The organism is Arenibacterium sp. CAU 1754 (genome assembly GCF_054482635.1).
This window is the reverse complement of record NZ_JBTLRG010000001.1, coordinates 756,823-769,650: the sequence shown is the minus strand read 5'-3', so window position 1 is coordinate 769,650 and position 12,828 is coordinate 756,823. Positions and strand designations below refer to the sequence as shown.

Genomic DNA, 12,828 nt, shown 5'->3' with positions numbered 1-12,828 from the left:
TGCCGCAGAAGTTAGCGATTTGCTGCAATGCGGCGCAATTTTGGTCAAATATACGGTATTTGGAATGTATTTCAGAGTTCTTGACATGTGCCGAGCCGCAGCTACGCTCAACTCATAATTACAAGTTGGCGACTCGGGTCCATAGTTCGTCAACAGGGAGGAGACAATGGGGGAATGCGTGATCGGCGTTGATGCCGGTGGCACGATGACGAAGGCTGCGCTGTTCGACCTGTCCGGTCACGAGCTGGCCTGCGCCCGCAGTCATAACGTGACGGTGTTTCCGAACCTGGGCTGGACAGAGCGGGATCCGGATGCGATGTGGCGCGCCGCGGCGGATGCGATCGGCGCTGTCCTTGAGCAAAGCGGTACCGATCCCGGCGACGTTCTGGCGATCAGTGTGTCGGGATACGGGAGCGGACTGTATCTGCTTGATCGCCAAGGAAATCCGGTGCGGCCGGGCATCGTTTCAACCGACGGTCGTACGGCAGAGTTGCTGGCCGAATGGGCCGAGGATGGGCGCGCGGCACAGATTGCACCCCTGACGCAACAGTCGGTTTGGCCGGGCATGAGCCTTGCGCTCCTGGGGTGGTTGCAACGCCACGAGCCTGAGGTGCTTGGGAAAACCTACAAGGTGTCCTTCTGCAAAGACTTTCTGCGCGGGCGTCTGTGCGGCGACCTGTCCACCGATTTCACCGACGCAGGCAGTTCGGGCATTCTCGATGTCTCCACCGGCACTTATTCGGACGACACGCTGCGCATTCTCGGGATGGAGGATTGGCGGTCGAAACTTCCTGAGGTCGGGCGATCCGAGGAGATCGCGGGCCATGTCAGTGCCGAGGCCGCCGCCCTGACCGGTCTGAGACAAGGCACGCCGGTCGTGCGCGGCACAGTGGATATGTCTGCGTCTGCCATGGCGTCGCGGGTCACGCGACCGGAGCAGATGAGCGTGGTCGCTGGCACGTTCTCAATCGCTGCGACGCTGCATCCCGACAAGCCCAAGACAGACGCCATGCCGATGCTGCAATTTGCTTATCCGGTGGGCGGCTGGCTGTCGGTGGATGCCTCCGCGACCTCGGCTTCGAACCTCGAATGGGTGGTCAAGACGATGCTGCAGCACGGCGGCCGATTGACCGGTGGCGACATCTACAACACGGTGAACGAGGCGGTGCGCAGTGTCATGGGACAAAGCACAACGGCGATGTATTTTCCCTATCTCTTCGGCGGACCGGAAGGGGCCCCTGCCGGATTGGTGGGCATGACCGCGCGCACCACCTTCGAAAAGATGATGCTGGCGGTGTTCGAAGGGATCGTCTTTGCCCACAAGGCCGATATCGACCGCGCCCTGACCGGTCCCGATGCGGCGCGGCCCGAGGTTATTCGCATGACAGGCGGAGCGACCAACAGCCGCTACTGGTCCGAGATGTTCGCGGATATTCTGGGGCTGCCGGTCGAGGTGCCTCGCGGTTCGGAATTCGGCGCGCTTGGCACGGCGATCTGTGCGGCGACCGGAGCAGGGGCCTATCCGTCGCTTGCTGCGGCAATCGACGGCATGACGGCGATCGACCGTCGCCATGAGGTCAATGGCGAACGCGGTGCAGGGCATTTGGCGAAATATTCCAAATATTGCGCGCTCCGTGACGCAATGGCCGGGGCGATGATGGCAGCGGAGGCAGCACATGCTTGAACTCAGAGGCGTCTCCAAATCCGTACGGGGCAAGCAACATATCCGCCCCACGGATTTGACCCTGCATCCCGGCACAATGAATGTTCTGCTTGGCCCAACCCTGTCGGGCAAGACATCGCTGATGCGTCTGATGGCGGGGCTGGATACGCCAACCACCGGTTCGGTTCATGCCCATGGCAAGGACGTCACCGGCATGCGTGTTCAGGACCGCAAGGTTGCGATGGTCTACCAGCAGTTCATCAACTATCCGTCCATGACCGTCTACGACAACATCGCCTCACCGATGAAGCTGATGGGCAAGAGCCGCGCCGAGATCGACAAGGCGGTTCGCTCAACTGCCGAAATGCTGCATCTGACCGAGATGTTGAACCGCAAGCCCCTTGAGCTTTCAGGCGGCCAGCAACAACGCTGCGCGCTGGCGCGTGCACTGGTCAAGGACAGCGATCTTGTGCTGCTGGACGAGCCGTTGGCCAACCTTGACTACAAGCTGCGCGAAGAATTGCGGGCGGAAATTCCCCGCATCTTCGAGGAAAGCGGCGCAATCTTTGTCTATGCCACGACCGAACCGGAAGAGGCGCTTCTTTTGGGCGGCAACACCGCGACGATGTGGGAAGGCGCGATTACCCAATTCGGGCCTGCGCCGGACGTTTATCGCAACCCGAGGGATGCTATAACGGCACGGGTTTACTCCGACCCGCCGATGAATTTCTGCCCCTGTCATAAACAGGGGCACGTGCTCAGCTTTGGCGAGGGCATCAACGCCCCGGCGGACGGCGGATTTTCACAACTCAGTGACGGGTCCTACCGCGCCGGTTTCCGCCCTAACCATCTTCGGCTGACGGCGCACAGCGGCGATGCCATCGCGTTCAAATGCACGCTGGGTATTGCCGAGATCACCGGATCGGAAACCTTCCTGCACCTGACACATGGCGAGGACAGCTGGGTGGCGCTGATCCATGGCGTCCACCACTTCGACTCGGGAACCGAGATCGATCTCTGGCTCGAGCCGGAGCATGTTTATCTTTTCGACGCGGATGGGATGCTGGCCTTGCCAGCCGCCTATGCGCAGGCTGCGTGAGGGGCACATGGCGCGTATCGAACTGAAAGATCTGGCGCACAGCTATCTGCCCCGACCCGGCGGCGAGGACGACTTTGCGCTGAAAACCATCGACCTTGATTGGGAGGACGGCGGAGCCTATGCGCTGCTGGGTGCCTCTGGTTGCGGCAAATCCACGCTTCTCAACATCATCTCGGGCCTTTTGGTGCCGACGCGGGGGCAAATCCTGTTCAACGGGCAGGACGTCACCGCAGCACCGACGACCGAGCGCAACATCGCTCAGGTGTTCCAGTTTCCGGTCGTCTACGACACCATGAGCGTGCGCGACAATCTTGCCTTTCCGCTTCGCAATCGCGGAATGGACAAGGGCTATATCGCCAAACGCGTCGCACACATCGCGCAGATGATTGGCATGCAGGATCAGCTCAAGCGCAAGGCGCGGGGGCTGACGGCGGATGAAAAGCAAAAAATCTCGCTTGGGCGCGGCATGGTCCGTGAGGATGTGAACGCGATCCTGTTCGACGAGCCGCTGACCGTGATCGACCCGCATATGAAGTGGGAGCTGCGCACCCAGCTCAAGCAGTTGCACCGCCAGTTCGGTCACACGATGATCTATGTGACCCATGACCAGACCGAGGCGCTGACCTTTGCCGACAAGGTGGTGGTCATGCACGACGGGAGGGTGGTGCAGCTTGGCACCCCGGATGAGTTGTTTGAAAAGCCGGGTCATACCTTTGTGGGCTATTTCATCGGCTCGCCCGGGATGAACTTGCTTGAAGCCGAAGTTGACGGAAACCAAGCGCGGGTGGCAGGCCATGCCGTGCCCCTGGCGGGCGGATACGCCAAAGCAAATGGCCGCACCCAAATCGGCATTCGCCCGGAGTTTGTCAGCTTTACGGACCAGGGCGGCGTGCCCGTCAGCGTCAAACGGGTCGAGGACGTCGGCCGCCACCGTATCGTGCGCGCAGACCTTGCGGGCACCGGTATCAACGTCGTGCTGCCCGAAGGCCACCCGGTTCCGGCGGACGCCAGCCATGTGATCTTTGCCCCCGCGCAGATCGGCGTCTTTGTCGACGACTGGCGCATTGAGTCCAACAACACAGGAGCCGCGTGATGGACAAAACGCAGAACAACCGCGCGTGGTTCATGGTGCTTCCGGTGCTGATCCTTGTGGCCTTTTCGGCCATCCTGCCGCTGATGACGGTGGTGAACTACGCGTTCAACGACACCTTCGGTAACAACATCTTCTTCTGGGTCGGCTTCGAGTGGTTCGAAGAAGTGCTCGACAGCGATCGCATGTGGGGAGCGCTCCAGCGACAGTTGATCTTTTCCGGCGCGATCCTTGCCATTGAGGTGCCGCTTGGCATCATGGTGGCGGTTTCGATGCCAAAAAAAGGCGTCTGGGCCTCTGTCTGCCTGGTTTTGATGGCGCTCCCCTTGTTGATCCCGTGGAACGTGGTGGGGACGATTTGGCAGGTCTTTGCCCGCGTCGATATCGGGTTGCTGGGTTATACGCTTGGCCAGATTGGGATCGACTTCAACCTCGGTCAGAATGCGAGCGCCGCCTGGACCACCGTCATCGTCATGGATGTCTGGCACTGGACCTCGCTTGTGGTGCTGCTTGCCTATGCCGGCCTTCAATCCATTCCGGATGCCTATTACCAGGCTGCCAAGATCGATCAGGCCAGCCGCTGGGCCGTGTTTCGCTATGTGGAATTGCCGAAACTGAAAGGGGTGTTGCTGATTGCCGTTCTGCTGCGCTTCATGGACAGTTTCATGATTTATACCGAGCCGTTCGTCGTCACCGGCGGTGGCCCGGGCTCTACCACCACTTTCCTGTCCATTGATCTGGTCAAGATGGCGCTTGGGCAGTTCGACCTTGGCCCCGCTGCCGCCTTCTCGATCATGTACTTCCTTGTGATCCTGCTGGTCAGCTGGGCGTTCTACACGATCATGGTGAACCTCGACCGGGAAGAGGAGCGCAGCGAATGACGTCCGTACCCGCAACCAAGCCCACAATAGGAACGGACAACCCGCGCCTGCGCCGCGTTGTGTCTTATGCCGTGCTGGTAGGTTACCTTCTGTTCCTGCTGGTGCCGATCTATTGGCTGATGAACATGAGTTTCAAGCCGAATGTCGAAATTCTCAACAAGATGACACTGCTGCCCGAGAACCCGACAACCGGAAATTACACCGAGATCCTGACAGACCCGACGTGGTACATGGGCTATGTCCACTCCCTGACATATGTGATCCTCAACACGATCATCAGCGTGACAGTTGCGCTTCCGGCTGCCTATGCGTTTTCACGGTACAACTTCATAGGCGACAAACACCTGTTCTTCTGGCTGCTGACCAACCGCATGGCGCCGCCTGCCGTTTTCGCGCTGCCATTCTTTCAGCTTTATTCTTCGATTGGTCTTTTTGACACCCACATTGCCGTGGCGCTGGCGCATTGCCTGTTCAACGTACCGCTGGCGGTCTGGATCCTCGAAGGCTTCATGCGGGGCGTGCCCAAGGAGATCGACGAGACTGCCTATATCGATGGCTACAGCTGGGGGCGGTTCTTTACACGTATCTTCATGCCGCTGATTTCGTCCGGCATCGGCGTGGCAGCCTTCTTCTGCTTCATGTTCTCATGGGTCGATCTGCTGCTGAGCCGCACGCTGACCTCGACCAATGTGAAAACCATCGGCGTTGCAATGACGCGGACCTCATCTGCGACAGGGCTCGACTATGGCACACTGGCCGCGGCGGGTGTGCTGACGATCATCCCAGGTGCGCTCGTGATCTGGTTCGTGCGCAACTACATCGCCAAGGGCTTTGCCCTGGGGAGGGTGTGATGACCAGGAACCGCTGGACAACGACCTACCTCGTTACCGCAGCGGTGCTGTTGGTTATCCTTGGATTGTTGATGAATTTTGTGCCGCGCGATGCTGGCGAATGGCTTTGGACCGAACAGATGGTCAAAGGTGGCTGGATGGCGTGGTCTTTCCCGATAGCATTGTTCTTCTGGGTCATCGGCTCAATCCTCGTGGTCTTTACCCTGCTCGCGATCCGCTTTCCCGAAACTCCCCGTGTGGGCATCCTCGGGATTGAGACCACGCGCGGAGACCGGTTGTTCATCACGTTGCTGGGCTCTGCCTTCATCAACATTGCCTGGTTGGGCCTGGAGTTGGGCGATCAGCCGTGGGCTATGGCTGTCTGCGCCGTCTACGCGGCGATCGTTTTTTGGAAAGTCTGAGTTTTAACCCGCTCCATCCAACGAGACGCGGGGAACGAGCATTTTACGAAGGTTCGAATCCAAGGGAGGACACTATGAACCGAATATTCATGACAACAACAGCGTTGACGATGGTGCTGTCCGTACCGGCATTTGCCGGGATGGACGAGGCGAAGGACTTCCTCGACAACGAAATCGGGGGCCTTTCCGTTCTCGACCGCGCGGCGCAGGAAGCCGAGATGCAGTTCTTCGTCGATGCGGCCAAGCCCTTTGAAGGCATGGAGATCAAGGTCGTTTCGGAAACCATCACCACGCACGAATACGAAAGCCAGGTGCTGGCACCTGCGTTTACCGCCATCACCGGGATCAAGGTCACCCACGACCTGATCGGCGAAGGCGACGTGGTGGAACGTCTGCAAACCCAGATGCAGTCGGGCGAAAACATCTATGATGCCTATATCAACGACAGCGACCTGATCGGCACCCACTGGCGCTATCAGCAGGCGCGCAACCTGACCGACTGGATGGCGGGCGAAGGCGCGGACGTGACGCTGCCGACACTGGACCTGGACGATTTCATCGGAACCAGCTTTACCACCGGTCCTGACGGTAAATTGTATCAGCTGCCCGACCAGCAGTTCGCGAACCTTTATTGGTTCCGCTATGACTGGTTCAACGACGAAAAGAACAAGGCCGACTTCAAGGCGCAGTTCGGCTATGACCTTGGCGTCCCGGTCAACTGGTCGGCCTATGAGGACATCGCCGAGTTCTTCAACGGTCGCGATCTAAGCCATCTCGGCCATGACGGCGATGTCTTTGGCAACATGGACTATGGCAAGAAAGACCCCTCGCTTGGCTGGCGCTATACTGACGCGTGGATGTCCATGGCTGGTATGGGCGACAAGGGTGAACCCAACGGCCTGCCGGTCGATGAATGGGGCATCCGGGTGAACGAGAACTCGCAGCCCGTGGGGTCCTGCGTGGCACGTGGCGGCGCGACCAATTCGCCCGCGGCGGTCTATGCTATCACCAAGGCCGCGGAATGGCTGGAGAAGTATTCACCGCCCGCCGCCGCTGGCATGAACTTTGCCGAGGCCGGCGCACTGCCAAGCCAGGGCACTGTGGCGCAACAAATGTTCTGGTACACCGCCTTTACCGCCTCGATGGTAGAGCCGGGGCTGCCGGTCATGAACGAGGATGGCACGCCCAAGTGGCGCATGGCCCCCTCACCACATGGCGTTTACTGGGAAGAAGGCACCAAGATCGGCTATCAGGATGCCGGTTCCTGGACGCTGATGAAATCGACTCCGGTCGACCGCGCCAAGGCCGCATGGCTCTATGCGCAGTTCGTTGTCTCCAAGACCGTGGATCTGAAGAAGGCTGACGTTGGCCTGACCTTCATCCGCGAGTCGACCATCGACAGCCAGCACTTCACCGATCGTGCGCCCAAGCTGGGTGGCCTGATCGAATTCTATCGCTCTCCGGCCCGTCTGGCATGGTCGCCCACGGGCACCAACGTGCCGGACTATCCCAAGCTGGCACAGCTGTGGTGGCAGAACATCGGGGATGCTCTGAGCGGGGACAAGACCGCGCAGGAAGCGCTCGACAGCCTCTGTGAAGAGCAGGAAAAGGTGCTGAGCCGTCTCGAACGTGCAGGCATCATGGGCGACATCGGACCCAAGCTGAACGACGAGCAGGATCCGGAATACTGGCTCAGCCAGCCGGGCTCGCCCAAGGCCAAGCTCGACAACGAGGACGAAGAGCCGGTCACCGTCGCCTATGACGAGCTGATCAAGTCCTGGAACGAATAGTACCAACCGGTCCGGCGGCCTTGTGTCGCCGGACCAACCTTTCCCGCAACGGGCAGGCGGTGCGTCGACAACCCACACGAAACGAAAATGTGGGGTGGGTTCTCAACTCACCACCTTTGCCAGCAGCATGACCCGGTCACAAAGGGCCGGAAGGAGACAGCCATGACAATCCCTCTGAAACACGCAGGCGATCTCATCGTTGAGATGATGATCGACTACGGGGTAGAGCAGGTGTTCGGCATGCCCGGTGGCCAGACCACCGCGTTGCATGACGCAATTCTGCGTCGTCCCGACCAAATCAAACACGTCCTGATGCGCGACGAGCGCAACGCTGCCTATGCCGCCGACGGCTATGCCCGTGTAACCGGCAAGGTCGGCGTTTGTGACGTCACTGTTGGCCCCGGAGCCAACCTGTTGCCTGCCGGGTTCCTCGAAGCGTTGAACGCCTCGGTGCCCATGGTCGGCATTATCGGCGACGTGCCGTTGGACTGGTTGTCGCTCAAGACAAAGGGGATCGCGTCACAGGGCTTTGACCAGGTGGCATTTTTCAAGACATGCTGCAAAGACGCCTTTCAGGTGCCGACGCTGGCCAGCCTGCCCGAGATGGTGCGCACCGCCTTCCGTATCGCCACGGCGCCACGCCCCGGACCTGTGGCGCTGGTCATTCCGCATGACATTTTCGATGCCGATTGGGATCCGGACGAACTGAAGGCCATTACCGATGACCGTACCGTGCATATTCCTTATCTGCGCTCGGTCGCGCCGCCTTCGGAAATCGAAAAGGCCGCTGCGCTGATAAAGAAGGCCAAGCGACCGGCGCTGGTCTGCGGCGGCGGGGTGCACGGCTCGGTCGCTGCCGAGGACGTAACTGCCTTTGCCGACAAGCTGGGCGGCCTGGTCGTCACGTCGCTGACCGGCAAGGGGTCGGTGCCGGAAACCCGCGACTACGCGGCGGGGGTTCTGAACCCGCTTGGCTCGAAGGCCGCCATCGACCTGATCACCGAAGCCGATCTGACAATCTGGTGCGGCTCAAAAGTCAGCCAGAACACCGGCATGAACTGGACCTTGCCGACGTCTGAACAGGCATCGATCACCATCGACATCGACCCGCTGGAGCATGGCCGTACCTTCCGCCCGACCGTTCCCTTGCTGGGCGATGTGCGCGAGACGATCCGCGCGCTGGGCGCCGTCATCGGCGACCGCTCGGGTGCCAATCCCGACTGGGCGGCGCGCATCGCCGAGGTCAAGGCCGAGAACGACGCGATCAAAGCGTCCGAAATGGCCTCGGACAAAATTCCCGTACAGCCCCCTGTCGTGATGAAGGAAATCGCCGCGCGCCTTGGTGAGGATGACGTGGTGGTTTCCGATGCGTCCTTCTCGGCAGGCTGGATCGCGGGCTATATCCCGGCAAAGAAACCCGGACGGCAGTTTCTGTACGCCCGCGGTCAGGGGGGACTGGGGTATTCGGTGCCCGGTGCCATTGGGGCGGCCACCGTGATACCCAAGGGTGCGCGCGTGGTGACCGTCGCGGGCGACGGCGGGTTTTCCTATACCGTGGGCGAGCTGGCGACCATGGCGGTCTACAATCAGCGCGTCGTGAACGTGGTGATCAATAACGGCAAGCTTGGCTGGATCAACTTCTGGCAGAAGTTCTATTTCGGTGAGACGATCTCGGTCGATCTGGAAACGCAGGGCGCTGTGCCCGGCTATGCCAAAGCGGCTTCGGCCATGGGGCTCAAGGGCATTTACGTGGACAAACCCGACCAGATTGGCGCGGCGCTGGACGAGGCCTTTGCCCATGATGGTCCCTCAGTCGTCGAGGTGCGTATCGACGAGATGGCTACACCCATCCATTCCTTCAAACGTCGTTTGGCCGAGCCCGACAACAAGGAACGGGTGCGCCCGGGCAAGGTCTACAAGCTGCGGGAGTGGAAGGTCTCGCCTGACCTGTGACCGCTTCGTTTGACCTCTTCCTGCCCACGCGCATCCGCTTTGGTCGCGGCGAGGCTTTGGTCGCGGTTCCTGAAATCCTGGGATTGGGCCGTAGGTTGGTCATCGTGCGCGGGAGGTCTCGCACCCGCGCCGAGCCGCTGCTTGATGCGTTGACCAACGCCGGGGCAGAGTGCCTTGAGGAAAGTTGCGCAAGCGAGCCTGATCTTGAAGGGCTGATTGCGGGCCTGGAACGAGCGCGTGCCTTTGCCCCGGATGCGGTGCTCGCCATTGGCGGCGGCGCCCCGCTTGACTTTGGCAAGGCGCTGGCCGCGCTGTTGCCCGCGCCCGATCCTGATCCGCTGGAACACCTTGAGGTCGTGGGCCGGGGCAAGCCCCTGGTGGCCATGCCGTTGCCGTTCGTCGCGGTGCCGACGACCGCCGGGGCAGGGTCCGAGGCGACGCGCAATGCGGTCATCGCCGTGCCGGAGCATCGCCGAAAGGTTTCGCTGCGGGATCCGCGCATGCTGGCCCGACTGGCGATCATCGACCCGTCTCTGACCGACGGGACGCCGCGGGATGTCACGCTGGCCTCTGGCCTTGATGCTGTTACGCAGGTGATCGAACCCTACCTGTCGAACCGCGCCAATCCGGTCACGGATGCGTTGTGCCGCGATGCCATTCCGCGTGGGTTCGCGGCGCTTGCGCGGCTGGTGCGGGCCGAGGATGCGGACGCGCGGGACGATCTTGCGCTTGTGGCCTTCAACAGCGGATTGGCCTTGGCAAATGCCGGGTTGGGCGCGGTGCATGGCATCGCCGGGGTCCTTGGCGGAGAAACCGGAGCGGCCCATGGGCTGATCTGCGGTCTGCTCTTGCCCCCTGTCTTGCGTGCAAGCCGCGATGCCGCACCCGCCGGGTCGCAGTTGGACGTGCGTCTGTCAGAGATCGACAGCTGGTGTAGCGCTGCGCTGGGCACAGGCATCGACGGGCTGGCCGACTGGGCGCGACGCAGTGGTCTGCCATCTGCGCCCCTGCAACTTTCTCGGGAACGGGCGCTGGACATCGCCCGGAAATCCCAGGGCTCGTCTTCTATGAAGCCGAGTTCGATCGCCTTTTCGGCGGAAGACCTTTTGCGGATGCTGAAGCAAGCGGGATGGGTGGAGGACGGATAGCTTGCAGACCCCGGCCCGAGGGAGGTGGACCGGGGCTTTTTTGAAACTCGTATGACCCTCCCAACGCGTAAGCACCTTTCAAGGAGGAAGATATGCTGGACTCGACACTGCAAAGCGAAACTCAGGCGTTTCTGAATGATTTTGGAAAGGCCCTTGAATCCGGTGACATCGAAAAGGTCGCCGACATGTTTGAGGCGGATTGTTACTGGCGGGATCTTGTGAGTTTCACATGGAATCTCAAGACGATGGAGGGCAGGGACCAAGTTGCCGACATGCTGCGGCACCAGTTGCCCCTGATCAAACCCACGGGGTGGGCGCTGGATGAGACCGAAGTCCCGACCGAGGAGGACGGTGTCGTCACCGCCTGGATCAACTTCGAAGCGGATCTGGCGCGCGGCTACGGTCTGGTCCGGCTCAGAGACGGCAAGATCTGGACCTTGCTGACCACCATGGTCGAACTCAAGGGGTACGAGGAGCCCAAGGGCACGGCACGTCCGTCGGGGGCCAAACACGGTGCAGGCAAGAACCGCACCACCTGGAAAGAAGAGCGCGAGTCAGAGGAAGCCAATCTTGGCTATTCCGTCCAGCCCTACTGCGTGATCATCGGGGGCGGTCAGGGCGGAATTGGCCTTGGCGCGCGTTTGCGGCAACTGGGCGTGCCGACGATCATCGTGGAAAAGAATGACCGGCCTGGCGACAGTTGGCGCAACCGCTACAAGTCGCTCTGTTTGCATGACCCGGTCTGGTACGACCATCTGCCCTACATCAAGTTCCCCGAGAACTGGCCGGTCTTCAGCCCCAAGGACAAGATCGGCGACTGGCTTGAGATGTACACAAAGGTCATGGAGCTGAACTACTGGAGCCGGACAACCGCCAAATCCGCTCAGTATGACGAGGCGACCGGGGAATGGACCGTGGTGGTGGACCGCGACGGTGAAGAGGTCGTCCTGAAGCCCAAGCAGCTTGTCATGGCGACGGGCATGTCGGGCAAACCGCGCATGCCCGAGTTTCCGGGCATGGACAAGTTCAAGGGCGATCAGCATCACAGCTCGCAGCATCCCGGACCGGATGCCTACAAGGGCAAGAAAGCGGTTGTTGTCGGCTCAAACAACTCTGCCCATGACATCTGCGCCGCGCTTTGGGAAAACGATGTCGATGTGACCATGGTGCAGCGCTCGTCCACGCATATCGTGCGGTCGGACACTCTGATGGAGGTGGGCCTTGGCGCGCTTTATTCCGAAGAGGCCGTGGCAGCGGGCGTGACTACGGAAAAGGCGGACCTGATCTTTGCCTCGCTGCCCTATGGCATCCTGCACGAATTCCAGATCCCGGCCTATGCCGAGATGAAAGAGCGTGACAAGGGCTTCTATGAAGGTCTTGAAAAGGCAGGGTTCTGGCTGGACTGGGGCGATGACGACTCGGGCCTGTTCATGAAATACCTGCGGCGCGGGTCAGGGTATTACATCGACATCGGTGCCAGCCAGCTGATCATCGACGGCAAGATCAAGCTTGAGCGCGGGCAAGTCGAGGAAGTCGACGAAACCGGGGTCATTCTGGACAACGGCAAGCATCTTGATGCGGACCTGATCGTTTATGCGACGGGCTATGGGTCCATGAACGGATGGCTCGCGGATCTCATGGGCCCCGAGATGGCAGACAAGGTGGGCAAGGTCTGGGGCCTTGGTTCGGACACGACCAAGGATCCGGGGCCTTGGGAGGGCGAGCAACGCAACATGTGGAAACCTACGCAGCAAGAGGCGCTTTGGATGCATGGTGGCAACCTGCACCAGTCCCGGCACTATTCGCAGTTTCTCTCGCTGCAGATCAAGGCCCGCATGGAAGGGCTGCCGGTGCAGGTCTATGGTCTGCAAGAGGTTCATCACCTGTCCTGACGATGGCGTCGGCCCGCATTAGCGGGCCGATCCCTTGCCGCGCGCAAGCCTGTTTGCCGG

10 protein-coding genes are annotated in these 12,828 nt (G+C 60.7%); all 10 read left to right on the top strand.

Going from position 1 to position 12,828, the window contains the following annotated elements:
- Positions 1 to 166: 166 nt before the first annotated feature.
- The 10 genes from ACXYMO_RS03765 to ACXYMO_RS03720 all read left to right on the top strand — a co-directional run bounded on the left by ACXYMO_RS03765 (position 167) and on the right by ACXYMO_RS03720 (position 12,768).
- Positions 167 to 1,684 carry an FGGY-family carbohydrate kinase gene (locus tag ACXYMO_RS03765; protein WP_458877314.1) on the top strand — a complete coding sequence of 506 codons (1,518 nt, stop codon included), beginning with the start codon at positions 167 to 169 and terminating at the stop codon, positions 1,682 to 1,684.
- On the top strand, positions 1,677 to 2,762 hold the full coding sequence (locus tag ACXYMO_RS03760) for an ABC transporter ATP-binding protein (protein WP_458877313.1): 1,086 nt from the start codon (positions 1,677 to 1,679) through the stop codon (positions 2,760 to 2,762). The genes ACXYMO_RS03765 and ACXYMO_RS03760 overlap by 8 nt, the downstream gene beginning before the upstream one ends.
- A 7-nt stretch (positions 2,763 to 2,769) precedes the next feature.
- Positions 2,770 to 3,855, top strand: coding sequence for an ABC transporter ATP-binding protein (locus ACXYMO_RS03755; RefSeq protein ID WP_458877312.1), 1,086 nt, complete (start codon positions 2,770 to 2,772; stop codon positions 3,853 to 3,855).
- Positions 3,855 to 4,733 carry a carbohydrate ABC transporter permease gene (locus ACXYMO_RS03750; RefSeq protein ID WP_458877311.1) on the top strand — a complete coding sequence of 293 codons (879 nt, stop codon included), beginning with the start codon at positions 3,855 to 3,857 and terminating at the stop codon, positions 4,731 to 4,733. The genes ACXYMO_RS03755 and ACXYMO_RS03750 overlap by 1 nt, the downstream gene beginning before the upstream one ends.
- Before the next feature lie 119 nt (positions 4,734 to 4,852).
- Positions 4,853 to 5,584: a carbohydrate ABC transporter permease gene (locus tag ACXYMO_RS03745; RefSeq protein ID WP_458877883.1), complete on the top strand. Its 732-nt coding sequence runs from the start codon at positions 4,853 to 4,855 to the stop codon at positions 5,582 to 5,584.
- Positions 5,584 to 5,985 carry a DUF2160 domain-containing protein gene (locus tag ACXYMO_RS03740; protein ID WP_458877310.1) on the top strand — a complete coding sequence of 134 codons (402 nt, stop codon included), beginning with the start codon at positions 5,584 to 5,586 and terminating at the stop codon, positions 5,983 to 5,985. Before ACXYMO_RS03745 ends, ACXYMO_RS03740 begins: the two co-directional genes overlap by 1 nt.
- Before the next feature lie 74 nt (positions 5,986 to 6,059).
- Positions 6,060 to 7,775, top strand: coding sequence for an ABC transporter substrate-binding protein (locus ACXYMO_RS03735; RefSeq protein WP_458877309.1), 1,716 nt, complete (start codon positions 6,060 to 6,062; stop codon positions 7,773 to 7,775).
- 162 nt (positions 7,776 to 7,937) lie between these two features.
- Positions 7,938 to 9,728, top strand: coding sequence for a thiamine pyrophosphate-binding protein (locus ACXYMO_RS03730; RefSeq protein WP_458877308.1), 1,791 nt, complete (start codon positions 7,938 to 7,940; stop codon positions 9,726 to 9,728).
- On the top strand, positions 9,725 to 10,876 hold the full coding sequence (locus ACXYMO_RS03725) for an iron-containing alcohol dehydrogenase (RefSeq protein WP_458877307.1): 1,152 nt from the start codon (positions 9,725 to 9,727) through the stop codon (positions 10,874 to 10,876). The genes ACXYMO_RS03730 and ACXYMO_RS03725 overlap by 4 nt, the downstream gene beginning before the upstream one ends.
- Before the next feature lie 92 nt (positions 10,877 to 10,968).
- Positions 10,969 to 12,768, top strand: coding sequence for an NAD(P)-binding domain-containing protein (locus ACXYMO_RS03720; RefSeq protein ID WP_458877306.1), 1,800 nt, complete (start codon positions 10,969 to 10,971; stop codon positions 12,766 to 12,768).
- Positions 12,769 to 12,828: the final 60 nt, after the last annotated feature.

Excerpts from the sequence above, each read along its gene's own strand:
- ACXYMO_RS03765 (WP_458877314.1), top strand. The coding sequence starts at position 167 with ATGGGGGAATGCGTGATCGGCGTTGATGCCGGTGGCACGATGACGAAG.
- ACXYMO_RS03760 (WP_458877313.1), top strand. The coding sequence starts at position 1,677 with ATGCTTGAACTCAGAGGCGTCTCCAAATCCGTACGGGGCAAGCAACAT.
- ACXYMO_RS03755 (WP_458877312.1), top strand. The coding sequence starts at position 2,770 with ATGGCGCGTATCGAACTGAAAGATCTGGCGCACAGCTATCTGCCCCGA.
- ACXYMO_RS03750 (WP_458877311.1), top strand. The coding sequence starts at position 3,855 with ATGGACAAAACGCAGAACAACCGCGCGTGGTTCATGGTGCTTCCGGTG.
- ACXYMO_RS03745 (WP_458877883.1), top strand. The coding sequence starts at position 4,853 with ATGAACATGAGTTTCAAGCCGAATGTCGAAATTCTCAACAAGATGACA.
- ACXYMO_RS03740 (WP_458877310.1), top strand. The coding sequence starts at position 5,584 with ATGACCAGGAACCGCTGGACAACGACCTACCTCGTTACCGCAGCGGTG.
- ACXYMO_RS03735 (WP_458877309.1), top strand. The coding sequence starts at position 6,060 with ATGAACCGAATATTCATGACAACAACAGCGTTGACGATGGTGCTGTCC.
- ACXYMO_RS03730 (WP_458877308.1), top strand. The coding sequence starts at position 7,938 with ATGACAATCCCTCTGAAACACGCAGGCGATCTCATCGTTGAGATGATG.
- ACXYMO_RS03720 (WP_458877306.1), top strand. The coding sequence starts at position 10,969 with ATGCTGGACTCGACACTGCAAAGCGAAACTCAGGCGTTTCTGAATGAT.